The organism is Yersinia sp. 1252 StPb PI, from assembly GCF_048593885.1.
Classification (GTDB): Bacteria; Pseudomonadota; Gammaproteobacteria; order Enterobacterales; family Enterobacteriaceae; genus Yersinia; species Yersinia enterocolitica_E.
In genome coordinates this window covers 1-25882 of sequence record NZ_JAZGQE010000056.1, presented here as the reverse complement: position 1 = coordinate 25882, position 25882 = coordinate 1, and the positions used below count along the sequence as shown (strand labels likewise).

The following is a 25882-nucleotide window of genomic DNA, read 5'->3' as shown; positions in this document are numbered from 1 at the left end:
GTGTGACATTCCCTGGTGTAGAATCATTAATTAACTTAAGTCAAATTCATGGTTTTTTTATATTTATTGAAGTGGCTTATTTAAGATCTAAGTTTCGCCAGGTTCGACCACCGGATTCAGTCACCAGTATAGAGGGTATAAACCGTACCTCCTCAGCAATTTTTAGTGCTAAATCAGCAACTTCTTGTTTGTTTAGTGTGCCGCTGCCATAATTGAATTCCCCTTCAGGTAATTTATAGACTTTTTCCCGACCAATAAGGCGGGTAAAGCCGGCATCAATCATTTTCTTATTAAGTGACTCGTAATCGCCTTCCACTGCATTATGCAAAACAACACTAACCGTAAAGTACGGCATATCTATTTGTTCCAGGCTATAAGATGATTATCTTTATATAGCACAGCACTGACAGCGATATTTTGACCAAAGTCTAATTGCGCGACATACCAACCAATAACCCTGCTAAAATTATGTCATTAAGGGCGATTGAGTTAATGCGCTTCTGATGATTGATCAATTTGATGAGTGGGTGGCAGTCATCGCCACCCAGACCAGAAGGTGTTTAGAGTGAGAGTGATAGCCGGTTACGGCCTGCGTGTTTTGCTGCATAACAGGCGATATCTGCCTGACGCATGGCTTGTGCGGCATTCTCAGTTTGGCGAGTTAGCGGAACGGCGCCCAGACTTGCGGTAAATGTATACGATTGACCGTGCCAATGAAATTGGATGGCGGCAATATCGGCAACCACAGATTCCAGAATGTCTGTTGCAGGCTTGTTTTGACAATTAAACAACACGATAGCAAACTCATCGCCACCTAAACGGGCGACAATGTCATTTTCACGAACGGCTTGTTGCATGGTTTGTGCCACCATTCTCAGCACCATATCCCCAGCTTCATGGCCTGCGGTATCGTTAACATCCTTGAAATAGTCTAAATCGACATAACAGAGGATATGCTGCTCGTTGTCCCCCAATTGGCTGATTGATTGGGTGAGCCGCTCTTCCAATCGACGCCGATTAATCAGGCCAGTTAGCATGTCATGATTAGCCTGATATTGCAGTTCGCGCTGTGCATGGCGGGCGCGAGTCACATCCTGAAATACCACGACCGCGCCGGTGAGTATATTGTCACGATCGCGGATCGGCGAGGCAGAACAGCGAATCTCTTGCCGTTCTCCTTGGCTTGATAACAACTGGCTGCCTTCTGGTAATAAGGTATTGCGCCCTTCGGCCAAACACTGATTGAAGGCAACTAACTGATTTTTATCTTGCAACGGAGACCACAAAATAAAAACGTCTTCAATAGGCAAACCACAGGATTCATTTTGGCTACGCCCGGTCATCTCTTCGGCTTTGGGGTTCATCAGTACCACACGGCCTTCTGTGTCGAGGGAGATAATCCCCTCCTGGATAGATGACAACACCCGATGCAGTTGCTCGCGCTCTTCATAACGCGCGACCTCACTGGCGCGCAGTGCATCTTCGCGTTGTTTGCGCTCACTCATATCACGGATTATTTCGGCATAACCGAGAAGTTTCCCATTATTGTCATGGACAACTGTTATGACTGTCACTGCCCAGTAGCGCGTCATATCTTTGCGAACCAGCCAGCCCTCGCGTTCCATTCGGCTCGTCGATGCTGCGGTCTTCAGCAACTTCTCCGGTAACCCGGCGGCAATATCCTCGGGTAAAAAGAAACAACCGAAATGCTGACCAATTATCTCATTACTGGCATAGCCAATATTCCGTTCAGCACCGTGGTTCCAGGTATTGACCCGGCCCCAGGGATCAAGCATTAAAATAGCGTAATCCTCAACAGTATCAACCATTAAGCGAAAACGCTCTTCACTGATGCGCAGTGCTTCTTCTCGTTGACGACGCTCGGTGAGATCACGGACAATTTTGGTAAAACCCAACAGTTTGCCACTGTCATCATGCATTGGGTTAATTGCCACACTGGCCCAATAGCGAATACCGTTTTTGCGCACATGCCAGCCTTCGCTCTGGTAATTACCTTCTGCGGTGGCTTTGGCGAGTGATTTCTCCGGCACGCCAGCAGAAATATCCTCCTGTGTGAACAGCAACGCAAAATGTTCACCGATTATTTCATCACTGGTATAGCCTTCATTCCGTTCTCCACCTTTATTCCAGGTGAGAATTCGGCCATGAGTATCGATCATGTAAATAGCATAGTCTTCAACTTCACTGATCAGATGACGAAACTGTTCCTCACTCTTTCGCAGCGCATTTTCGCGCTGCCATTTATCCGTCAAGTCGCGGGTGACATGGACGAACCCCTGCAAAATATGGTCTGAATCATGCAGCGCACTCAGCGTAATATTGCCCCAAAAACGTTTACCATTCTTACGCACCCGCCAGCCCTGGGTTTCATAGTGGCCAAACTGATTGGCATGTTGCAGCCCTTTGGCCGGTAATTTGTTCGCCAAATCCTCTGGGGTATAAAACAGTTCGAAAGATTGACCAATAACTTCTTCGCTAGCGTAACCGGCATTGCGTTCTGCGCCACTGTTCCAAGTGAGGATATGTCCTTGAGCATCAATGATGTATATGGCGTAGTCATCAACGGCTTCAATCAAGAGCCGGAAAATATGATCGTCAAATGATGCTGGATGCAAAGCCATTCCTGTATTTCCTTGAATTAATATTCAGCCACCTTTGGCTGAGCGGATCGAGAGCCAGAAGGGTTAATCTGTTATTGCGGTAAAAGTAATGTAGCAGTCTATCGCTAACAGATGAAATTAGGTAATGAGAATTTTCTTACCAGAAATAAATACACGATAAGAATTGTAATGGATATGAGGGTTACGCTTATCAAGCCTGTCACTACGGGGCTTCAGGTAAGGAACTGATGTCAATATAACAGGGAGAAAGAATAAATCGCCTTATTAATAATAGGGGGTGGTTGGCGTGAATAACCCATAAAAATTGACTTAAGTAGGGAAGGGGTAATTAGTCTGGTCGTATATAAAAGTAATTTACGCAATCATTTCCCTTTAATTTCATTTCCCCTCATTTTGGGCCATAAGATTACCGACCGAGATCATGTTCATTACATAACTGATCTAATTTTTTCACGATACAAAAAATAACCCCGCAGAAGTGCAGAAGTGCTTGCATCGGCAACTGTTATCAGGATAATTCTGAATCCTTATAATAAGCATTCTCATTATTAACAAAATTGCAAACTTCAGGGGCATCAACACGATGAATCAAACTATCTCTACCCGCGCAAATCAGAAGCGGCTTGCACCACGTCTTTTGTGCGTCATGATCGGTGCGGCATTAGGGACTTTGTCTGCATCTGTATGGGCAGCAACAGCCACAGACAATACGGCTGAAAGCAGCAAAAAGGCTAGCACAACAGCTGATGCCACTCAGGTTGATAGCAGCAAAACAACGGATACTATTACTGTGGTCGGGACGCAAGAGACCTTCCGTGCCGGTGGTAATGATCTTATTCCAACCTATCTGGACGGTCAGGTAGCTAACGGTGGGCGTATTGGCTTCCTGGGGCAGCAAGATGCGCGCAACGTACCTTTTAACGTGATTGGCTACACATCTAAATTGGTAGAAGACCAGCAAGCGCGGACACTGGCTGATGTGGTCAAAAACGATGCTTCAGTACAGAACGTGCGCGGCTACGGTAATGCTTCACAGAACTTCCGTATTCGTGGTTTTAATCTCGATGGGGATGATATTTCGTTCGGCGGTCTGTTCGGCGTACTGCCACGTCAGGTGGTTGATACCAGTATGGTCGAGCGGGTTGAAGTGTTTAAAGGCCCGAACGTATTTGTGAACGGTATTTCGCCGAGCGGCAGCGGTGTGGGTGGGATGATTAACCTGGAGCCTAAACGAGCCGGTGATACCCCATTGACGCGTGTTAGCGTGGATTATACTTCTTCTGCCAAGGTTGGTGGTGCGCTGGATGTCGGTCGCCGCTTTGGTGACAATGACCAATTCGGTGTGCGGGTTAATGTGCTGCACCGCGAAGGCGAAACGGCTATTCATGATCAGAACGAGCGCACGACCGCACTCTCAACCGGTTTAGATTACCGTGGTGACCGCGCCCGTACTTCTTTAGATATTGGATATCAAAAACAAACCGTTCACGGTATGCGTACTGATGTTGCCATTGGTAGTGCGACGGTGATTCCAGAACCACCGGCAGCCACCTTAAACTATGGTCAGCAGTGGGTCTATACCGATATGGCAACCACCTTCGGTATGCTGCGTAGTGAGTATGATTTAAGCCAGAACTGGACGGTATACGGTACCCTCGGTGCCAGCCACAATGACGAAACCGGGCAATATGGCTCACCAACGCTGACTGATAATAATGGCAACGCCACCATCAGCCGCCTGTATGTGCCTTATGTTTCTGACTCTATTGCTGGTTTAGGGGGGATTCGTGGTCATTTTGAAACCGGCCCAGTAACCCATAAGATGAATCTCGGTTATGCCGCTAACTACCGAACGGCTAAATCTGCCTGGAATATGTCAGGACCAGTAGACACCAATATCTATAACCCAGGGGTAATCCCATTCCCCCCAACTGCTTTTGCTAGCCCTAATCAAGACCCAACACTAAACAGTCAGGTTCGGGCCAGTAGCATCTCGGTGTCGGATACCCTGTCGGCAATGGATGATAAAGTGCAGCTGATGCTGGGGCTACGCCGTCAGGAAGTGGTTATTCGCAATTTTGACAGTGGTGTACCAGACAGTAAAAACGTGCAAGATGCCATGAAAGTGACACCAGTTTATGGCTTGTTGGTTAAACCGTGGGAAAATGTTTCCCTGTATGCTAACCACATTGAAGCATTATCGCCGGGGAAGGTCGCGCCTTGGTATACCGCCAATGCGGGTAATGTTACTGGCATTATTCATGCTAAACAGAATGAAGTCGGCGTGAAATTCGATAACAAACGCTATGGCGGTACCTTGGCTCTGTTTGAAATCACCAGACCTGCCGGTGCCATTGATGCAACAACCAATATCTACGCCTTGGGTGGTGAACAGCGTAACCGCGGCGTTGAACTGAACGTATTCGGTGAACCGGTATTTGGTACTCGTCTGTTAGGTAGTGCCGTGTGGTTGGACCCGATACTGACCGAAGCGCAAAGCAGCCAAAATAATGGTAATTATGCTGTGGGTGTGGCTCGCTATCAGTTAGTGTTTGGCGGTGAGTACGATATTAAAGCAGTAGAAGGTTTGACGGCTACGGGTACTGTCACACGTTCTGGTTCGCAGTATGCTAACCAGGAAAACACCTTAAAACTAAAACCATGGACCCGTTTGGATCTGGGCATGCGTTACACCATGCCGCTGAAAGAGACCAATCTGATCTGGCGTGCGAATCTCGAGAACGTGACCAACGAACGTTACTGGGAGTCGGTTGAAGATACCGGTACTTATATGTACCAAGGTAATCCGCGTGAGCTAAAACTGTCTGTTTCCATGGACTTCTAATCAGAGGTTGATGCCCGTTTGCTAAGCGGCATCTGAACCATAAAAAACCCCGCTATTCTTTGAATGCGGGGTTTATTTTTGCCCAATGATTTTATCGGCAGAATAGACGCGTTTTAGCCATTAAGCGACCCGATAGATGTGCTCATACAGAATATTAAAGCCGATCGCTATCAAGACTATCCCACCAATGATTTCGGCACGCTTACCCAATAATGGGCCAATATAACGGCCAATCAGCATACCTAAGGTAGCCATAATCATGGTTGCCAGACCGATCGCCATGGCGGTGTGGACAATGTTCACTTGTAAGAAGGCTAAACCGACACCAATTGCCATGGCATCAAGGCTGGTAGCAATTGCGGTCATGACCAAAACCCAGAAGCTGTGGCTGCGCATTTTTTCAGTCTCTGCAACTTGTTGTTTCGCACCCTCAAAAATCATGCGGCAACCAAGAATAAACAGCAGACTGAAAGCAATCCAGTGGTCCCATTCCAGAATATATTGACTGGCGAACAGGCCGATACACCAACCTATGAGTGGGGTAATAGCTTCTATTACACCAAAAATAAGGCCAGTACGTAGTGCTTCTCGCAAACGGGGTTGGTGTAGACTGGCGCCTTTACCAATAGAAGCAGCAAATGCATCCATAGACATAGCAAAAGCAAGGATAAGAGTTGCAGATAGATTCATAGCAATAAACTCGGCCGGGCGGCTCCATATACACGTAACCCACCCCCAACCTAACGACGGAGCTACGTGTCTATGGTCTCGCCAACCTTACCTGGCTACCCGTACCACGTTTCAATAGATGAAACGAGTATGTTGATACGGGCGTTTCTGCTTATCAATAAATACCCTTCAATTACGTTAGGTACAATTGCACAGAAACCGGCTACTCCCCATGAACGGCGCAACCTTAACATATAAATTATTATATCGACAACCCCAAAGATAATAAGACAAACCACTATTACTGATAATGATTTTCATTATCGAGAGTTTTGTGCGAAATAGTACATATAAACATCGATAACAATGTGGGAATAAGCAGGAGAAGAGACAAGAGTATTGCTGGGAAATTAATCAGTTAAGTAGGCACTCAATAGACACATTTCCCAGGAGTGTTTGTTTATTGTTGATTTTCAAGGAAAAAATTATAAATTCTCTCTAGATCATCTAATTGTTTAACCTGGATTAATAATCTGCGCTGCTCTAAATCAATGACTAAAATTCCATCTTCAGATAAATTCATACTTTTTATTCGGCTATATTCAATAAAAGCATTAGCGTAGAAGAAACCGGTATTTTTAAACAATAATTTGGGCCAACGGATATAAGAGATATAAACCGCAATGAGCGCTAAACCCACTAATAAATAGGTGGTTAACGGTGCACCATTCGCCATGACATTATTGTAAATGAGGATAGCTATCAGTCCGACAAAGATGGCGCAGTCGATTTTGCTTTTACGTTTTAAGTGAACTTGCAGCCGGGTCTTCCCTTTCATCATGTTCATGATGAATTCATCATAAATAGCATAAGCGAGCAGTAGGGCGATAAAAACAATTAAAACGAAATCAGTAACCGACATGCAACAACTCCCAAGATATACATCCCCATCATCTTTCAAACCACAGGTGTGTTGCTGCCACCTTCCTACACTTTGAAATCTATTGGGTATTGGTATCTATCCTAAAAAAAAACCGGGAGTAAACCCCCGGTTTTTACCAAATCTAATCAGAACATTAAGGTGCCAGGAAGCCAATCCAGTAACCGAAGATACCGATGGCGAAGAAGCCCATAATAATCCACAACGCGTTAACTTTACGACGTAATAGCCACATACAGCCGAACGTTAACAGTAATGGCACCAAACCTGGCATCAACTGGTCAAGAATGGTTTGCACCGTAGTTACTGTGGTCTGACCATTCTGATTGGTTATCTTGGATACCACCACCGGTATGTTGACGTGGGTCCACTTGTTAACCAAGGCCCCCATAACAAACAGGCCGAGGATAGACGCCCCTTCAGTCAGTTTTTGCAGCAGGCCACCGTCCATATCGCTGACGATATTGACGCCTTTTTTATAGCCATAGGCCACACCGTAATAACGGGTCAGCAAACGTACCAGGTTAAACAGTACAAAGAACAGCAATGGGCCAAGTAAACTGCCGCTCATTGCGATACCGGCACCGAGAGCTGCCAACACCGGGCGCACAGTACCCCAGAATATTGGGTCACCGACACCTGCCAGCGGCCCCATCAGACCGACTTTGATCCCGTTAATTGCCGCATCGTCAATCTCGGCACCATTGGCTTTCTGCTCTTCCATCGCCAGCGTTACGCCCAGAATTGGCGCGGCAACGAAGGGTTGGGTGTTGAAGAATTCCAAATGACGTTTGATTGCCTGCTTACGCTCTTCCGAGTTCTCAGGGTATAGACGACGGATCGCCGGCACCATTGAGAAGCAGAACCCCAGCGCCTGCATACGTTCGAAGTTCCACGACCCTTGGAAAAGGTTAGAGCGGATAAACACCCCGCGAATATCAGCAGGCGTGAGTTTCTTTTCACCAGTCGCTGTGGTTTTATCAAGCACAGTTGTTGTATCAACCATTTCTCTCACCTTTTCCTAGTCTAATTCGTTATCAAGGTCATTATTGGACGGGCCAGACTGTACAACCTGAGACTTGTTGTATTTAGGACTGAGCTGGATATAAAGAAGGGCCATAACCACACCAATAACACCCAATGCCACCAGGTTGAAGTTGGTAAATGCGGCGGTCACGAAACCTAAGTAGAAGAATGGCATCAGGTAGCCGGCACGCATCATGTTGATAACCATGGCGTAACCTACTACGACGATCATACCACCGGCGATATTCAGGCCACTGGTAACCACATCAGGAATCGAACTGAGCAGCATCTGAACTTCAGATGTCCCAACAGACAGGGCAACGATCAGGGCAGGGATAGCGATACGCATCGCCTGCAAGAACAGGGCTGAAATGTGGATCCAGGTTATCGCTCGTAGGCTGCCACGTTCGGCGGCTCCGTCGGCGGCGTGCTGGAAGGCCACAGTAATGGTACGGACGATAATGGTTAATACCTGACCGGCTGCTGCTAGCGGAATAGCCAGTGCGATACCTGCACCGATGTCTTGGCCACCTGCAATAACCAGAATAGTAGAGATAATCGAGGCTAACGCGGCATCAGGAGCTACTGCGGCCCCGATGTTCATCCAGCCGAGCGCGATCATCTCCAAGGTACCACCGATAATAATACCGGTTTTCATATCACCTAAAACCAGACCTACCAGAGTACAAGCGACCAGGGGACGGTGAAATTGGAACTCATCCAGAATGGAGCCCATCCCGGCGATACATGCAACTATGAATATCAGCACAATCTGAAGAGTTGTGATCTCCATTGTACTTCTCCTATGACCAAAAAAGCTGAGTAAAAATAACCGTGTTCCAAACAGAACAGGGCATTACCTTTCTACGTAGTTTTTAATAAAGCTATTTATTAAGTTTGCTGATTAAATCCATCATCTTGAGTCGGCTATCCGAAGAGACTTTCCGAACTTCCAGCTCAATACCACGGGCATTTAATTTATTAAAAGCTTCAATATCTTTTTCATCAACGGAGACCGCATTATTCACCTGGGTTTTACCCTGACGGAATGCCATACCACCGATATTGACTGACTTGATGTCTACACCACCCTCAACCATACGGACGACGTCAGTTGGGTTAGTAAATAACAGCATGACCCTGTCTTTGGCATATTTCGGGTTGTCATAGACGCGAATCGCTTTTTCAACATCAACGACGTGCGCGGTGACGCCGGGAGGAGCAACTTGTTTTAGCAATGTACTGCGCATTTTGTCAGCAGCAACTTCGTCGCTGACGACAATAATACGATTTACGTTAGTTTCTTTGGTCCAGCGGGTGGCGACCTGACCATGTATCAAACGGTCATCAATGCGCGCCAATCCGATCTTCATATGATCATTGGGGCCTAAAGCGACGGCTGGGGCCGCGACTTTACGTGCAGCGGCAGGGGATTGCGGGTGAGTGGTAGCCACATCAGGTTCGACGGTTTTTAATGCTTTAACCCCCTCACGACCGGTTTGCACCGCGATGTTAACCAATTCAGCAAATGATGGATTATCATCACGAGCCATAAAGGTTTCAACCAGCATCGGGATATTAACCCCGGCAACGACCTCATAATTTTCTTTATCAGTAACAATACGACTGGCAGCGTTAAACGGGCTACCACCCCAGGTATCAACCAGGAATAGAACACCACTGCTGGTATCAAGCCCGGTCAATTTACCGTTGTATTTCTCAATCAACGTTTCGGCATTTTCACCGGGGACGAAATCGATATAAGCGACGTTAGCTTGCTCGCCTAAAATCATTTCAGCTGTTTTCAGCAGTTGTTCTGCCGCAGCCCCATGTGTGCCGATGATAATAGCTATACTCACTCGCTACCCCCTCAGTTAACTCAGAATTGAGTCCTAGCACGTAACAGAAAATCCAGTAATCACCCACAGCACTTCGGTATACATTGAATCTAATATGATAGTCACAATATCAGCGTACTGCTGATGATTTATTCGCAACACAAATGAATCGATTCAAGTAGGCCGCTTAATGTTGTTGGATGTGATTTATTTTAGTCAGTGAAAAAATAAATTATGTGACGCTGTTCATTTATTCGGACATGTTATGAATGATTTAGCTTACTTGGGTAATTAATCAACAGTTATATAAACGACATTGATGTATTCAGTTGGGCTGCTAGCGCCATATTAGACTTTTTGTGTTAACTATTTGTGTAATCGGTATAAAATTTGATTCATAACCACTTTTCGGCGAGGGATAAATTTCAGGTATAGAAAAATAGAATCGCGGCTGATGATGAACCTTAAGGTGATGAGATGACTGTTTATCGTGGGTCAGGTAATAAATCCCCCTATGCTGATAAAAAAAATCCTGATAAAGTTAACGGCTCTATTAATTGTCAGGAGTTAAGGGCCTCAGCTCTCCCTATGGACTGTCACCGAAGTTACTGTTTATTTAGCGTTAATACCCAACCAGTGGGTTTAAATCTGGTTACTCAATCACGCACCTTTGCTGCGTACAATCTCACCCAATCTTTCTGCGTATCTATACTGACAACCGTGCTACGGCGTTTTGCTGTATCTGTTGCAGTGCGCACATCATCTAAATCGTGTTCTTATTTTCGGAGTCTGACATGGAATTTCTAATGGACCCCTCAATCTGGGCAGGGTTATTGACACTGGTGGTGCTGGAAATTGTTCTGGGTATTGATAACCTGGTCTTTATTGCCATTCTGGCTGATAAACTCCCCCCCAAACAAAGAGACAAAGCGCGAATTATCGGGCTGTCGCTTGCGCTGATAATGCGCCTGGGGCTGTTGTCGGTCATTTCCTGGATGGTCACGCTGACGACACCACTGTTTAGTGTCGGCAGTTTTAATTTCTCGGGGCGCGACCTTATTTTGCTGGTGGGGGGGCTGTTTTTGCTATTTAAAGCCACCACCGAGCTACATGAACGGCTGGAGGGTAACCAGCACGATGACAGTGCCAATCGAGGCTATGCCAGCTTCTGGGCGGTAGTGGCACAGATTGTGGTGCTGGATGCTGTATTCTCACTCGATGCAGTGATTACTGCGGTGGGGATGGTGAATGACTTGGCGATTATGATGACTGCGGTTGTCATCGCCATGGGCGTGATGTTGTTGGCATCGAAAACACTGACCCGATTTGTCAATGCCCACCCTACGGTGGTGGTGCTGTGTCTGAGCTTCTTGCTGATGATTGGCCTGAGTCTGATTGCTGAAGGCTTTGGTTTCCACATACCGAAAGGCTATCTGTACGCTGCAATTGGCTTCTCTATTCTGATTGAGCTGTTTAACCAGATTGCGCGCCGTAATTTCATTAAGCATGAGTCACGCTTGCCAAGACGCCAGCGCACGGCTGAAGCCATCATTCGTTTGATGGGGGGGCGTCAGCAGCAGGAACCACAAAATGGTGACTCGCAACAGATGATACCTACCGAGGCATTTGCACAAGAAGAGCGCTATATGATAAGTGGTGTGTTGACATTGGCATCCCGCTCGATGCGTAGTGTGATGACACCACGGACAGAGATATCCTGGGTCGATTGTAATCGCTCACAAGAGGAGATCCGTGAGCAGCTCTTAGATACACCACACAGTTTGTTCCCGGTTTGTCGTGATTCATTGGATCAGATAATCGGCGTGGTTCGCGCCAAAGATCTGTTAGTTGCCATTGAGCGAGGTGACTCGATTTGTGAGTTCGCGGCGACAACGCCACCGATTGTGGTACCCGATACCATGGACGTGATTAATCTGTTGGGTGTATTACGCAAAGCAAAAGGCCGCTTAGTGGTGGTCAATGACGAATTTGGTGTGGTACAGGGTCTGGTAACACCACTTGACGTGTTGGAAGCCATTGCCGGTGAGTTCCCGGATGAAGATGAAACACCAGACATTATCACTGACGGTGATGGCTGGTTGGTGAAAGGGGGCGCGGATTTACACTCTCTGGAACAGGCTCTGGACTGTCAGGAACTGGTAAGCCCGACCGCCGATTATGCCTCACTCGCCGGGATGCTGCTGTCTCACTCAGGCCATATGCCAACCGCCGGGGATGTGGTTGAACTGCATAACCTGCGTTTTGAGATTATGGAGGTTTCGGATTACCGTATCGAGTTAGTGCGAATCACCAAACTGAATAACGAACTGGAAGAGTAAAACCGGTAATTATCAGATTGCTGAAGTGCCAGGGCCAACACGCCAGTCGTGTCGTAACGGCGTAGGTTTTAAATCTTGGCCCACCGTCTGGTAATGACAGCATTTACTATCAAAGAAAAGGGGAGCTTCGGCTCCCCTTATTGATCAATGCATCACTTACAAACGAAATTAATTACATTGCACTTTGATAGCCAGACCGCCACGGGATGTTTCGCGGTATTTAGCATTCATATCTTTACCGGTCTCAAACATGGTTTCGATAACTTTATCGAGGGAGACGCGTGGATCACTGGTGCGGCGCATCGCCATACGTGCAGAGTTAATGGCTTTTACTGATGCGATGGCATTACGTTCAATACAAGGCACTTGTACCTGGCCGGCAACCGGATCACAGGTCAGCCCCAAATTGTGTTCCATGCCAATTTCAGCGGCAATACAGACCTTTTCTGGGCTGGCACCCAGTAATTCAGCCAGACCCGCGGCTGCCATTGAGCAGGCAACGCCCACTTCACCTTGACAGCCTACTTCAGCGCCAGAAATAGAGGCATTCATTTTGTACAAAATACCGACAGCACCTGATGACAGGAAATAGCGGATAAAGATTTCCGGGGTGACCGGCTCAATAAAGTGGTCGTAATAGGCCAGCACTGCGGGGACGATACCGCAAGCGCCGTTGGTTGGCGCGGTAACAACACGCCCGCCCGCCGCATTTTCTTCATTAACTGCCAGTGCAAACATATTGACCCAATCAATAACGTTCATTGGATCACTGGACAGGCTATCGGAAGAGACTAGCAGGCGGCGCAATGCGGAGGCACGGCGCGGTACACGCAGAGGACCCGGTAATACGCCCTCGGTGTTCAGACCGCGATCAATACAGGCGCGCATGGTCTGCCAGATAGCGGTGAAATAGGCTTCAATCTCTTCTTTGCTGTGCATCGCCAGCTCATTCTGCATCACCATACCGGAGATAGACATGCCGGTTTGCTTGCAGTTTGCCAGAATTTCTTCAGCAGAATTAAATGGATAGGGCACGCTGACGGCATTTACCGCAGCTTTGCCGAAATGCTCTTCATCAACGATGAAACCACCACCGATTGAATAATAAGTTTTGCTCAGGACTTTCTCATCACCGGCAAAAGCGTGGATTTGCATGCCATTTTCGTGCAGTGGCAGATTATCGCTGCGGAACACCATTCCGCCTTCCCGTGGGAAATCAACTTCACGCAACCCATTGGCAAGCATCAATTTCTGGCTTAATCCCACATCACGGATAAAGGCTGGGATGCTGTCGATATCCACGGTGTCAGGCATATTGCCGGCTAACCCCATAATAATGGCGATATCGGTGTGATGACCTTTCCCTGTCAATGAGAGTGAGCCGTAAACATCAACGGCAACACGCGTGACAGATGGCATCAGGCCCTGAGTCACCAGCAAATCAGCAAACTCCTTGCCAGCTTTCATTGGCCCAACAGTATGAGAGCTGGATGGACCGATACCAATCTTAAACATGTCAAAAACGCTAATCACGCTATAACTCCTTAACAACGCATTTTGTTATTCCCAGTGCATATGAATGTGACTGAGAATATCTATATTAAGTATAAGAGTTCTGTGGATAGCAGCAGGTTACTTCGCATGATAAATATTTATACATGAAGTATTGCCATCACAGACCCTTGTTTATTTGGGTCCTACTGGTGTTAGCCGCATCGATTTGATGCCGCAACAGTTACATATCACGATCAATTTAGGGCTAAAAAACGATCAAAAACCATATGAAATTAACTACATATGGTGTCCGCCTGTGTTATCACCCACGAACTAAATCGAGAACAGCTTAGGATGACATCAGTAGCGCTCACTATCAGGTTTTAACCTTACATTTTTAGTGGTTTATAGTGATGAATGTTATTTTACAGATATTTCATAACGCTGACAGGCCAGTTTACAGTTTTTTTAAAATGGTTGTGCAGGGAAAATAGAGTAAAAATCGATGTGATGGGGTGATAGGGATCGCTTTATGCTGTAATTCAGCTTTTTTAGCGGCAACGCTGTGAGGTATGTCACTCATTACCCATGCTTGAGTGATGGTTTTAGATTAAATACTCACCTGTTGTGCCAGCCGCCGGATAATTGCCGCCGTCAAGCCCCAGACAAACTGGCTCTCATACCAAGAAAGATAGACCCGGTGATTGACACCTCCACGATGTATATCCAGAGAATAGTAGCGTGAAAGGCTAAGCGCCTCGTGTAAGGGCATTTCAAACAGACCAGCCACCTCTTCTTCATTAGCATGAAAGGCAATATTAGCGGGGATCAAACCAACAATCGGGGTGACCTGATAACCACTGGAACTGTCTAATGGCGCCAGTTGCCCGAGGACATGTACCGCCGAAGCAGGAATAGCGACCTCTTCTTGCGCTTCACGCAGTGCGGTATCAATCAGTGAACTGTCTTCCCTGTCTGCTTTGCCGCCGGGGAAGGCGACCTGACCGGCATGTTTACGCAGATGATCAGAGCGCCGTGTCAGCAGCAAAGTAGGCTCTGGTCGACAAATTATCGGAATTAAAACCGCGGCATGGTGGCTATTGGCCGTAAAGCTGCCAGCTTGGGGCAGTTGCAGTTGAAACCGGCTGATAAATTCAGATAAAGTTTGCCCGATAAATAATTCACTCACAGAATGGCTCGCTTATAAGCTGTCTTTTTCAAAGCCAGGCATTTCCAGTTGCGGCAAAATGCGGGCGATTTTATCAAATGTTTCCTGATATTCAGCCTGCTCCTGGCTATCAGCCACAATTCCTCCACCGGCAGAACAATAGATTTTGCCGTTTTCGGTCAACAGCGTGCGGATGGTGATGTTGGTATCCATCGTACCACAGCAACTAATATAGCCAATGTTACCGCAATAGGCATTGCGCCGCTGTGGCTCCAGTTGTTCGATGATCTCCATGGCACGAATCTTCGGTGCTCCGGTTATTGAACCACCGGGGAAGCAGGCTCGAAGCAGCGCCGTCGCCGGGCATTCAGCAGGCAGGGTCGCGGTAATTGTGCTAACTAAATGGTGCACTGCCGGGAAAGGCTCAACGACAAATAACTCAGGCACCCGCACGCTACCTGGTTGCGCTACACGGCCGATATCGTTGCGCAGCAGGTCCACTATCATCAGATTTTCAGCCCGATCTTTCGGTGAGTTAGCTAAGCGTTCAGCCTGCAAGCGGTCCTGCTCGGGGTGCTCCAAACGTGGCAGTGTGCCCTTGATCGGGCGAGTTTGAATGTGATGGTTTTCCAGCCATAAAAAGCGCTCCGGCGAGACACTCAGTATGGCGTTGTGTGGCAAGCGGATAAAGGCCGAAAACGGTGCGCGATTACTGCGACTCAACGACAGAAAGGCTTGCCATTCATCACCTTGATATTCAGCACTGAATCTCTGTGCCAGATTAATTTGATAACAGTCACCACTGTGTAGGTACTCTTGAATCTGGCGGAATTTTTCGCCATATTCCGCTCGTGACATATTGGCCAGCCATGGGCTGGTCAGTGTGAATGGCTGGGGAGCTTCAGGACTCTGTTGTTGCTGTAGCCAGAGTAGGCGCTGCTCGGCATCCCCGTGACACACCAGCGTCAGCTTCTGCAAATGATGGTCGGCAATCAGCGCCCAGTCATACAAGCCGACCGCCATATCCGGTAATGCGATATCTTGTTCGGCCAGTGTCGGCAACTTCTCAACTCGACGGCCCAGGTCATAACCAAATAACCCCAATGCGCCGCCCAGAAATGGCAGGTCGGGGTGTGATGGCAGTGGCAAGGCGAATTTATCGAGCTGCTGCTGTAATAAACAGAAGGGATCTGCCGGGGAGCAGACTCGGCCGTGCGCGCTGATTATCTCCGTTTGCTGGCCCCGGGTGGTGAGTGTTACCTGCGGGTCAGCGACCAATATATCAAAACGATTATGGGCATGTTCTGCGAATCCCGAATGCAGCAGCATTGCCCAGCTTTGATTGGCGAGTGGAGCAAATTGTTGGAGCAGGGCGTCAGGCTGATAAGGCAAGGCTTTGATGGTCAGGGATTTCTCACTCATGAGTCACTATTCTTTTCTTTCGGATGGACATATTGGGGGCGCGATGACGCCGTTCGCAGCGAGCCGCAGGGAAGATTAGCATAAATTGGCGGGCGGGTCGTCTGGGGCAGTCAATTCACCGCAGACCCGAATAAACAGGTATACTTAATCAATTATATGTTGGAGATGAATCAATGCTAGCGGGTATGCCTTCACTTTCCCATGAGGAACAGCAAGAAGCTGTCGAACGTATTCACAAATTCATGTCGGAAGGTATGAGCAGTGGTGAAGCGATCGCACTGGTGGCCGCAGAAATCCGTGAGCGGCACCAAGATGATCCACAAGCCATGGCTATCTTTGAAGATACTGATTTTGATGATCATGATGAATCTGATTATCGCCGTGATAATGAGCAAGATGCGGATGACATTGAGGATCCGTACGAGGGATAACCTCGGGATAGCAACGGATTAAACCCGCCGTTAATTGGCGGGTTTTTTTATGGGATAACCAGATGAACGGGCTGAGGGTTACCCACTGACCACGACGGCCGCTGCGGCTCGTTTCGCTACTTCGATGGCGGTAGTGATATCATCAGCGACGGCCAGCGCCACCCCTAAACGCCGTTTGCCGGCAATGTCAGGTTTACCAAATAAGCGAATTTGCGTATCGCCAGCCAAAGCAGTTTCTAAGCCATGATAAGCAATATTCTGGCTGGTCAATTCAGGTAAAATAACCGCTGAAGCGGCCGCGCCATATTGACGGATAGTGCCAATCGGGAAACCAAGAAATGCCCGGACATGTAATGCGAACTCAGACATATTTTGTGAAATTAACGTCACCATGCCGGTATCGTGCGGGCGCGGTGACACTTCACTGAAAATCACTTCATCGCCACAAACAAATAATTCCACGCCAAATAAGCCATAACCGCCGAGAGCTTTCACCACCTGAGACGCGATCGCTTTTGCACGCGCCAATGCGGTCTCACTCATCACCTGTGGCTGCCAGGACTCACGGTAGTCGCCATCTTCCTGACGGTGGCCAATAGGCGCACAAAAATGGATGCCATCAACAGCATTGATTGTCAGCAGGGTAATTTCAAAATCAAAACGAACCAAGCCTTCAACAATCACTCTGCCACCCCCGGCGCGGCCACCTTGTTGGGCATAATCCCAGGCGGTTTGCAGTTGATCAGCATGGCGGATCAGGCTTTGGCCTTTACCGGAAGAACTCATTACTGGCTTAACGATACAGGGATAACCCACTTCACTAACGGCCTGACGGAATGCGCTATCAGTGTCGGCGAAACGGTAGCTAGAGGTTGGCAATTGCAGGGTTTCTGCCGCTAAACGGCGAATGCCTTCACGGTTCATCGTCAGCCGGGTTGCCTCGGCACAAGGCACGACCCGTTGGCCCATCTTCTCGAGTTCAACCAGCATATCGGTGGCGATAGCTTCTATTTCCGGCACGATATAGTGCGGTTTTTCCTGTTCGACCAACTGTTTCAGCGCCGAGCCATCCAGCATATTAATGACATGGCTGCGATGGGCAACATGCATGGCGGGTGCATCTGCATAGCGATCCACGGCAATTACTTCCAGCCCCAGTCTTTGGCATTCGATAGCCACTTCTTTACCCAACTCGCCAGAGCCAAGCAACATGACACGGGTAGCGCCTGGGCGCAGAGCGGTTCCAATAGTTAGCATAGTTAGGTACCTACATCAGTGGGATAGTTGCACATTTATTTGTCGCGCGATCAATTTTACGGGCGCCAGTATACGGCAAAATGGCAACGAAAACGATTGCGTATCTGGCGAATGGCAGTGAGTCGATATCAATATATGCGCAGCGCATTGCGTATTTGGTCTGTTTTTTGCGGTTTAACTCCGGCAATGCCCCCATTTCTGGTATTATCGCGCCAAAATCTTGCGCTTGCCTTCAGGCTGTCGCTGCCATTCCATCCAGTTATAAGAGTTACTGCCGTGAGCACAACTTCCTTTTCTTCCCTGACGCTGCCTGCTGAGCAGTTGTCCAATCTTAATGAACTTGGCTATACCGAGATGACACCGGTACAGGCCGCGGCTTTACCGGCAATCCTCAACGGGCAGGATGTCCGGGCGAAAGCCAAAACCGGCAGTGGCAAAACTGCGGCATTCGGTATTGGTTTACTCGATAAAATTGCGGTCGGTGAGTTTGTTACCCAGGCATTGGTACTGTGCCCGACCCGCGAATTGGCTGATCAGGTCAGCAAAGAGTTGCGCCGCTTGGCCCGTTTCACGCAAAACATTAAAATCCTGACCTTGTGCGGTGGCCAACCGATGGGGCATCAATTGGATTCACTGGTACATGCGCCACACATTGTTGTGGGCACGCCGGGGCGTATTCAGGAGCATTTGCGTAAGAAAACACTGGTACTGGAAGATCTTAAGATTCTGGTATTGGATGAGGCTGATCGCATGCTGGATATGGGCTTTACCGATGCCATCGACGATGTCATTGCCTATACCCCGCCACAGCGCCAAACCCTACTGTTCTCAGCCACCTATCCGGTCGGTATCGAACGAATCAGTGCGCGAGTTCAACGCCAACCAATCAATGTTGAAGTTGATGATGGCGATGAAGTTCCTGCCATTGAGCAGGTGTTCTTTGAAACCACCCGCGAAAAACGTTTGCCGCTACTGATATCAGTTCTCAGTCATTATCAGCCGAGTTCTTGTGTGGTTTTCTGTAACACCAAGAAAGATTGCCAAAGTGTCTATGAAGCATTGGAATCTCGTGGAATCAGTGTGCTGGCTTTGCATGGTGACTTAGAACAACGTGACCGTGATCAGGTGCTGGTACGTTTTGCCAACCGCAGTTGTCGTGTGCTGGTGGCAACCGATGTAGCAGCCCGAGGCCTGGACATTAAAGATCTGGCGCTGGTGGTTAACTTTGAGCTGGCCTTTGACCCAGAGGTTCACGTGCACCGTATTGGTCGTACTGGTCGGGCAGGGATGAGTGGTCTGGCGGTTAGCTTGTGTACACCACAAGAGATGTCCCGCGCGCATGCCATTGAAGATTATCTGCAAATAAAACTGAAATGGACCCCGGCGGAACAGGTGAGCAGTAGTGCTAACGCGATGCTAGAGCCTGAAATGGTCACGTTATGCATTGATGGTGGGCGCAAAGCAAAAATTCGCCCAGGTGATATTTTGGGTGCTTTAACCGGTGAGGCCGGTCTGACCGCCGCTGACGTCGGTAAGATTGATATGTTCCCAGTCCATGCCTATGTTGCAATCCGTAAAGCCAGTGCCAAACGTGCCTTACAGCAATTACAACAAGGCAAGATTAAAGGCAAAAACTGCAAAGCCCGTTTATTGAAATAATTACACGAAGGGGAGATGACTGTTGCATCCCCCCGACAACTCACATTATACTGTTTATATGTACAGTTACTTGTGGGCGTGAAAGACATGAAAAGGACATACAGCAATGGCCGTTGAAATAAAATTCGTCGTGGTAAGACAGGGTGAGGAAAAAATGACTTTCACAACCAAAAAAGAAGCCGATGCTTACGATAAAATGCTGGATTTGGCTGACAATTTGTCTGAGTGGCTGTCACAGGCTCCCTTAACCCTTGAAGAAGATCAACGCGAGGCGCTGAGTTTCTTCCTGGCAGAAAATAAAGAGGCTTTGGGGCAAATTCTTCGAGGTGCTAACCCTGCGGCTCCTGTCGATGGGCAAGCAAAAGTGAAAGCGGAAAAGAATGTGCCAGAGAAAAAAAACAAATCTGAAGAAAATCAAGCCGCTTAATTTGCCAACTTTCAGCAGAAAGTGAAAAAGGGATCTAAAATGAATCGTGAAATCACCTTCTTTAGCCGATTTGAGGCGGATATTCTGGCAGATCGTAAGACGATCACCATCCGGGATAGCAGTGAATCCGATTTCCGCCCAGGGGAAACCTTGCGCGTATGTCGCAATGAAGATGGCGTATTCTTCTGCCACATTATGGTCAAATCAGTCACGCCAATCACGCTGGAGGCACTGTCTGACCGTCATGCGGAGCAAGAAAATATGTCATTGGATGAGCTGAAAAAGGTGATTAAGGAGATCTATCCTGGGCTGGAACAGTTTTATGTGATTGAATTTACGCGGTGTTAATTAAACGGCGTTATCATTATTACCCTGCAACGCTGTTCACTCTGTAACCTACCTTTCAATCATCGTTCCTGCCATAGGATAGAAATAATAATATTTGGAGGAATGATGAGAAAGACAGGATTAGCCTTGGTATTGATCACTGCATTGGCGGGTATCACCAGTGGTGTACAGGCCCAAGAGCCGCGAGTAGCGAAATTACCTGCTTGCCCCGGTTTAAACCAATCTCAGGTAGCAACGCAGGTTAAGCGAGATTTTCTGCAAAACAGAATTACGCGTTGGGAAGCGGATAAGAAACAATTGGGTACTGATAGCCCGGTGGTTTGGATTAGCGCGGTAGACATTACAGGCCAGGATGATGTCTGGCAGGTTCCAATGACTGTTCGTGGTAACAAAGGTGACAAAACCTACCAAGTGGTACTTGACTGCAAAGCTGGCAGCATTACCTATAATGGCCCTAAATAGGTATACCTCTCATTAGTAATTGACTCAAATAGGTCTGGGTAGAATAACGTCTGCATAAAGTTAATTGCTGCCAAACAGGTGCTGGAGGAAACGTATCTGGTACCTGTTTATCCCCCCCTCACGGCGGATACCCTCTCAGGTCTCTTTTATAATCATATTTATCATTTAATTAGCTCCCTTCAGCTAAATTATAAGCATATGCTGGTACTTGGCATCCACAGGTAATCGTGTCACTCTCGCGTTAACGAACACAGATGGATAACTCAACCAATGACCATACCTCCAAAGGCCGATAAACGCCCTTATCCAATAACTATGCACGGCGATACCCGTGTAGATGACTATTATTGGCTACGTGATGACCAGCGTACTGACGCCGATGTTCTGAACTACTTGCAAGCTGAAAATGATTTCACCAACGCAGTGTTGCAGCCACAGCAACCTTTGCGAGAAACCCTGTATCAAGAGATGGTTTCGCGAATTCCGCCACAGGAAGAATCAGTCCCCTATATCCGCAACGGCTATCGCTATCAGACGCGTTTTGAGCCGGGTAATGAATATGCTATTTACGTGCGTCAACCGGTTTGGGCTGATAGCAGTTGGGAAACGTTATTGGATGGCAACCAACGGGCAGCGGACAGTGAGTTTTATACCTTGGGTGGGTTGGATGTTAGCCCGGATAATCATCTATTAGCGGTTGCAGAGGATTTCTTATCGCGTCGCCAATATGATATCCGGGTGAAACATTTGCAAAGTGATGTTTGGCACGAAGAAGTTATCAGCAATACCTCAGGTAGTTTTGAGTGGGCCAATGATTCAAAAACGCTCTATTACGTGCGCAAACATGAAAAAACATTACTGCCTTATCAAGTGTATCGCCATGTAGTAGGAACCGACCCTCAATTGGACCAACTTATTTATCAGGAAACCGACGATACATTTTATGTTGGGCTGGAAAAAACCACCTCTGAACGTTTCATTGTTATTAATCTGAGCAGTACCACTACATCTGAAATCTTGTTGCTGGATGCTGATAAGCCTGAATCCGCACCACAGATGTTTGCACCGCGCCGTAAAGACCATGAATACGGGTTGGACCACTATAAGCAACATTTTTATTTACGCTCAAATAAAGATGGCAAGAATTTCGGTTTGTATAAAATAGCCGAAGAAGGTAAAGAACAACGTGATTTTGCCGATGAATCTCAATGGGTGTCATTAATCGCGCCAACAACTGATGTTATGTTGGAGGGCTTCAGCCTATTTCGTGATTGGTTGGTAGTGGAAGAGCGTAGTGAAGGGCTGACGCATTTACGACAGATTCACTGGGCCACTGACGAAGAGAAATACATTACTTTTGATGACCCAACCTATGTTACCTGGCTGGCTTATAACCCCGAGCCAGAAACAGAATTGCTGCGCTATGGCTACTCCTCTATGACCACACCAAGTTCAATGTTTGAACTTAATATGGATACAGGTACGCGCCAGCTACTGAAACAGCAAGAAGTGAAGAATTTCACCCCGGAAAAGTATCGCAGCGAGCGGATATGGGTCACTGCAACCGACGGCGTAAAAGTGCCGGTTTCATTGGTTTATCACCAAGATCACTTTGTTTCAGGCAGTAATCCACTGTTGGTTTATGGCTATGGCTCATATGGCAGCAGTATGGATCCCGCATTCAGTGGTAGCCGATTAAGCCTATTGGATCGTGGTTTTGTCTTCGCTCTGGCTCATATTCGGGGCGGCGGAGAATTGGGGCAGCAGTGGTATGAAGACGGTAAATTGCTCAACAAGTTAAATACTTTCAACGATTTTATCGATGTTACCAAAGCACTGATAACTGAGGGTTATGGTGATGCTAACCGTGTATTTGCCATGGGAGGCAGTGCTGGTGGCTTGTTGATGGGGACGGTCATCAATCAGGAACCCGGGTTATATAAAGGCGTAGTGGCACAGGTGCCGTTTGTTGATGTGGTAACCACAATGTTGGATGAATCGATTCCTCTCACCACTGGCGAGTATGATGAATGGGGCAACCCGAACGATAAGGCGTATTACGACTATATTAAGCAATACAGTCCTTATGATCAGGTAAAGGCTCAGGATTACCCGCACATGCTGGTGACTACCGGCTTACATGATTCACAGGTTCAATACTGGGAACCGGCAAAGTGGGTCGCCAAGCTGCGTGAAATGAAAACGGATGACCACCAATTATTGCTCTACACCGATATGGATTCAGGTCATGGCGGTAAATCAGGCCGTTTCAAAGCGTATGAAGACATCGCTTTGGAATATGCATTCATACTGGCTTTGGCTTAATCTAGTCAGGGATATTACGTCAGGTAATAGGTCAGGGTATGGCGCATATCTGGCGTAAGGTCAGTTATTGAAGCTAACATCCAACGCAGATAGTCCGGGTCTTGCCGGGCTATCTGTTCAATGCTTTTGCCCCGGTATTTCCCAAATTTAAATGTCTGTAATAACAGCGGCTGCTGTGTCATCTCGGCCATTTGTTCGGCGTTCCAACCAGAGTCTTGCATAATGCGCTGTAATAGCGCCGCAGTGACATAGCAGTCGTATAAAGCACGATGCGGGTATAGATTATCCGGTACTGAAACATTCAGTCGCAAAGCGTAACGCAGATATTGATTACTGTGCTTAATGTCAGGATAGAGCATTCGTGCCAGCTTAAGCGTGCAAATCCATTGGCCGCCCATCTCCGGTAATACCCCACGATCAAAAGGCGCATTATGGGCAACATAATATGGGCTGCCTTGATATCTTCTAATCGCAACCGCAATTCGTGGTTTACCTTCGACCATTTCTTCAGTGATATGGTGGATTACCATCGCATCAATGCTGATTGGTCGGTCTGGACTAATCAGATCACTCATAGGGTTAGCCAATGCTCCATCAACTAAATCAATAGAAGCAACCTCAACAATCCCACCGGCTAAACCACAGGTTTCGGTATCGATAACACGAAAATACATTTCTATCTCCCACCGACTATTGCTAAATAATAGCAACAAAAAACCCGCCTAATATGGCGGGTTGACTGACGAGACGAAAAGCCCGTTTATTCTGCGCTGGTAGAAGATGACTTCTTAGCGCGTTTCTCCGCTTTTTTCTCAGCTGGAGTTTTTAGTGGCTTTTTCTTCGCGTTCTTTTTGCTGTCCATTCCCTTACTCATGGCTTGCCTCTCTTTACCTTCGGTTAGGTTGGTACGCCCACCTATTAACCACCTTATGAGGGTAAGTTGCAAGGAGATAAAGCATCAATGCAATTAATCTATTGTTTAACAACAGTATTATTAAATCTTAATCTATCTTGTTACCGTTTAAATCGTGTTATCCCGAGGATATAACTGCGCAGAATGCATTGAGATATGGCGTAATTATCGCCAGTTGGAGGAATTAATTGGCTGATTGGCGTAAATGTGATGTTTTATCGTTGACCCTGCGTGCTGTATAGGCTTTGATAACTTTAATGTCTAATAACAAACATGGAAAAATAATGGAACAATTACGTGGGCTTTATCCAGCGTATGAACCCTACGACAGTGGTTTATTAGACACCGGCGATGGGCATCAGATTTATTGGGAACTCTGTGGCAACCCAGAAGGTAAACCAGCTGTATTTATACATGGTGGACCGGGAGGGGGTATTGCACCTTATCACCGGCAACTTTTTAACCCTAAAAAATATAAAGTGCTGCTGTTTGATCAACGTGGATGTGGTCGTTCAAAACCCCACGCCAGTCTGGACAATAATACAACCTGGCATTTGGTCGATGATATCGAACGGCTACGCAAAATGGCGGATGTAGATAAGTGGCTAATCTTTGGTGGTTCATGGGGCTCAACACTCGCATTGGCTTATGGTGAAACACACCCCGAACGGGTCAGTGAGATGGTTCTGCGTGGAATTTTCACACTGCGCAAAAAAGAGTTGAATTGGTACTACCAGGATGGGGCCTCTCGTTTTTTCCCAGATAAATGGCAACGTATACTTTCCATTTTATCGCCAGAAGAACGGAGTGATGTTACTGCTGCTTACCGTAAGCGGCTGACATCACCTGACAAGGCGGTACAACTGGAGGCTGCCAAAATTTGGAGTTTATGGGAAGGTGAAACTGTTACATTATTACCGACCAAAAGCTCTGCTTCCTTTGGCGAAGATGATTTTGCTCTGGCCTTTGCCTGTATTGAAAATCACTATTTTACCCATCTAGGTTTTTTAGACAGTGATAACCAATTGTTGGATAACGTGACACGTATTCGTCACATTCCAGCAGTTATTATTCATGGTCGATATGATATGGCGTGCCAGCCACAGAATGCCTGGGATTTAGCACAAGCCTGGCCAGAGGCTGAATTGCATATTGTCGAAGGTGCTGGGCATTCCTTTGATGAGCCAGGAATTCTGCACCAGTTGATTCTGGCTACAGATAGATTTGCTCGTAAGTCATAATTGTCTTATTCGGTTCACTCCCGCAACTTGATACCTGCGGGAGCTTTTCGTCGCTTACTTTATCTTGGGCTCATAGGGTAAACGTGAGAATTTAATTGATTCAGCACGGTAGTGAGCTAAGCGTTGTAAAAAATACTCACGCAGTTCTTCCGGCTGTTCCCGGGCGATCATTTCAGCAATCACTGGCATATTGTAACGCTCTTTAAACGCCACGCCTGAAGCGGCTAAATCAACATTCATTTTTGCCGTTTCTTCGTCAGAAAGCTCCGTCAGATTATATCCCATCGTTTTCTCCTTCTTAGGCTGTGGGGAGTATGGCGCAAAAGGTAATGCAGGTAACGTGGATTGGCAAGTAGCGGATGTGACCAAACCATCACATTAATCGGTTATCTGTATTGGGATAATATTAATACCCACTGTAATTAATTATTACTTT

22 protein-coding genes are annotated in these 25882 nt (G+C 47.2%); 9 read left to right on the top strand and 13 right to left on the bottom strand.

Going from position 1 to position 25882, the window contains the following annotated elements; all coding sequences use genetic code 11:
* Nucleotides 1-76: 76 nt before the first annotated feature.
* Together V2A85_RS10625 and V2A85_RS10620 are read right to left on the bottom strand one after the other, a co-directional pair.
* Complete coding sequence (locus V2A85_RS10625; protein WP_083158588.1) at nt 77-355, bottom strand: hypothetical protein; 279 nt, start codon at nt 353-355, stop codon at nt 77-79.
* A gap of 205 nt (nt 356-560) precedes the next feature.
* Nucleotides 561-2642: a PAS domain S-box protein gene (locus V2A85_RS10620; RefSeq protein ID WP_420071387.1), complete on the bottom strand. Its 2082-nt coding sequence runs from the start codon at nt 2640-2642 to the stop codon at nt 561-563.
* Nucleotides 2643-3225: 583 nt separating this feature from the next.
* On the opposite strand from V2A85_RS10620, the gene V2A85_RS10615 reads away from it, so the two are divergent.
* Nucleotides 3226-5487: a TonB-dependent receptor gene (locus tag V2A85_RS10615; RefSeq protein ID WP_193784645.1), complete on the top strand. Its 2262-nt coding sequence runs from the start codon at nt 3226-3228 to the stop codon at nt 5485-5487.
* A gap of 120 nt (nt 5488-5607) precedes the next feature.
* On the opposite strand, the gene mntP is transcribed toward V2A85_RS10615, so the two are convergent.
* From mntP to manX, 5 genes are all read right to left on the bottom strand, one after another.
* Nucleotides 5608-6177, bottom strand: a complete 570-nt coding sequence (gene mntP, locus V2A85_RS10610) for a manganese efflux pump MntP (protein ID WP_420071386.1) — start codon at nt 6175-6177, stop codon at nt 5608-5610.
* A gap of 439 nt (nt 6178-6616) precedes the next feature.
* The gene (locus V2A85_RS10605) at nt 6617-7078 is read right to left on the bottom strand and encodes a DUF986 family protein (protein ID WP_420071385.1); all 462 of its coding nucleotides are present in this window, start codon (nt 7076-7078) and stop codon (nt 6617-6619) included.
* 154 nt (nt 7079-7232) lie between these two features.
* Nucleotides 7233-8102, bottom strand: a complete 870-nt coding sequence (locus tag V2A85_RS10600; RefSeq protein WP_083158592.1) for a PTS mannose transporter subunit IID — start codon at nt 8100-8102, stop codon at nt 7233-7235.
* Nucleotides 8103-8117: 15 nt separating this feature from the next.
* Nucleotides 8118-8915, bottom strand: coding sequence for a PTS mannose/fructose/sorbose transporter subunit IIC (locus tag V2A85_RS10595; RefSeq protein WP_004701713.1), 798 nt, complete (start codon nt 8913-8915; stop codon nt 8118-8120).
* Between the two features lie 91 nt (nt 8916-9006).
* The gene (gene manX / locus V2A85_RS10590; protein WP_420071384.1) at nt 9007-9981 is read right to left on the bottom strand and encodes a PTS mannose transporter subunit IIAB; all 975 of its coding nucleotides are present in this window, start codon (nt 9979-9981) and stop codon (nt 9007-9009) included.
* Nucleotides 9982-10754: 773 nt separating this feature from the next.
* Between manX and V2A85_RS10585 the strand changes: the two genes are divergently transcribed.
* On the top strand, nt 10755-12299 hold the full coding sequence (locus tag V2A85_RS10585) for a TerC family protein (RefSeq protein WP_372559210.1): 1545 nt from the start codon (nt 10755-10757) through the stop codon (nt 12297-12299).
* Nucleotides 12300-12467: 168 nt separating this feature from the next.
* Here the strand turns inward: V2A85_RS10585 and V2A85_RS10580 are convergent, their stop codons facing one another.
* The 3 genes from V2A85_RS10580 to pabB form a co-directional block, all read right to left on the bottom strand.
* Nucleotides 12468-13832 carry an L-serine ammonia-lyase gene (locus tag V2A85_RS10580; protein ID WP_083158595.1) on the bottom strand — a complete coding sequence of 455 codons (1365 nt, stop codon included), beginning with the start codon at nt 13830-13832 and terminating at the stop codon, nt 12468-12470.
* Nucleotides 13833-14403: 571 nt separating this feature from the next.
* The gene (locus V2A85_RS10575; RefSeq protein ID WP_083158596.1) at nt 14404-14982 is read right to left on the bottom strand and encodes a CoA pyrophosphatase; all 579 of its coding nucleotides are present in this window, start codon (nt 14980-14982) and stop codon (nt 14404-14406) included.
* 12 nt (nt 14983-14994) lie between these two features.
* Nucleotides 14995-16383, bottom strand: a complete 1389-nt coding sequence (gene pabB, locus V2A85_RS10570) for an aminodeoxychorismate synthase component 1 (RefSeq protein WP_372559208.1) — start codon at nt 16381-16383, stop codon at nt 14995-14997.
* A 173-nt stretch (nt 16384-16556) separates the two neighbouring features.
* Between pabB and V2A85_RS10565 the strand changes: the two genes are divergently transcribed.
* The gene (locus tag V2A85_RS10565) at nt 16557-16814 is read left to right on the top strand and encodes a YoaH family protein (RefSeq protein ID WP_083158598.1); all 258 of its coding nucleotides are present in this window, start codon (nt 16557-16559) and stop codon (nt 16812-16814) included.
* A gap of 78 nt (nt 16815-16892) precedes the next feature.
* Here V2A85_RS10565 and purT read toward each other — a convergent pair whose 3' ends face one another.
* Nucleotides 16893-18071, bottom strand: a complete 1179-nt coding sequence (purT, locus tag V2A85_RS10560; protein WP_372559207.1) for a formate-dependent phosphoribosylglycinamide formyltransferase — start codon at nt 18069-18071, stop codon at nt 16893-16895.
* 276 nt (nt 18072-18347) lie between these two features.
* On the opposite strand from purT, the gene dbpA reads away from it, so the two are divergent.
* The 5 genes from dbpA to V2A85_RS10535 all read left to right on the top strand — a co-directional run bounded on the left by dbpA (nt 18348) and on the right by V2A85_RS10535 (nt 23292).
* Nucleotides 18348-19730 (top strand): ATP-dependent RNA helicase DbpA, encoded by a 1383-nt coding sequence (gene dbpA / locus V2A85_RS10555; protein ID WP_420071383.1) that lies wholly within the window; start codon nt 18348-18350, stop codon nt 19728-19730.
* A 106-nt stretch (nt 19731-19836) separates the two neighbouring features.
* Nucleotides 19837-20157: a YebG family protein gene (locus V2A85_RS10550; protein ID WP_420071382.1), complete on the top strand. Its 321-nt coding sequence runs from the start codon at nt 19837-19839 to the stop codon at nt 20155-20157.
* A 39-nt stretch (nt 20158-20196) separates the two neighbouring features.
* Complete coding sequence (gene yqfB / locus V2A85_RS10545; RefSeq protein ID WP_083158603.1) at nt 20197-20505, top strand: N(4)-acetylcytidine aminohydrolase; 309 nt, start codon at nt 20197-20199, stop codon at nt 20503-20505.
* 105 nt (nt 20506-20610) lie between these two features.
* Nucleotides 20611-20967 carry a protein YebF gene (gene yebF / locus V2A85_RS10540; protein ID WP_265331620.1) on the top strand — a complete coding sequence of 119 codons (357 nt, stop codon included), beginning with the start codon at nt 20611-20613 and terminating at the stop codon, nt 20965-20967.
* A 270-nt stretch (nt 20968-21237) separates the two neighbouring features.
* Entirely contained in the window at nt 21238-23292 is a 2055-nt protein-coding gene (locus V2A85_RS10535) for a S9 family peptidase (protein ID WP_420071381.1), read from the top strand.
* Between the two features lie 14 nt (nt 23293-23306).
* On the opposite strand, the gene exoX is transcribed toward V2A85_RS10535, so the two are convergent.
* Entirely contained in the window at nt 23307-23966 is a 660-nt protein-coding gene (gene exoX, locus V2A85_RS10530) for an exodeoxyribonuclease X (RefSeq protein WP_420071380.1), read from the bottom strand.
* A gap of 523 nt (nt 23967-24489) precedes the next feature.
* Between exoX and pip the strand changes: the two genes are divergently transcribed.
* On the top strand, nt 24490-25446 hold the full coding sequence (pip, locus tag V2A85_RS10525; protein WP_420071379.1) for a prolyl aminopeptidase: 957 nt from the start codon (nt 24490-24492) through the stop codon (nt 25444-25446).
* 54 nt (nt 25447-25500) lie between these two features.
* Here pip and V2A85_RS10520 read toward each other — a convergent pair whose 3' ends face one another.
* Complete coding sequence (locus tag V2A85_RS10520) at nt 25501-25731, bottom strand: DNA polymerase III subunit theta (RefSeq protein ID WP_083158608.1); 231 nt, start codon at nt 25729-25731, stop codon at nt 25501-25503.
* Between the last annotated feature and the right edge of the window lie 151 nt (nt 25732-25882).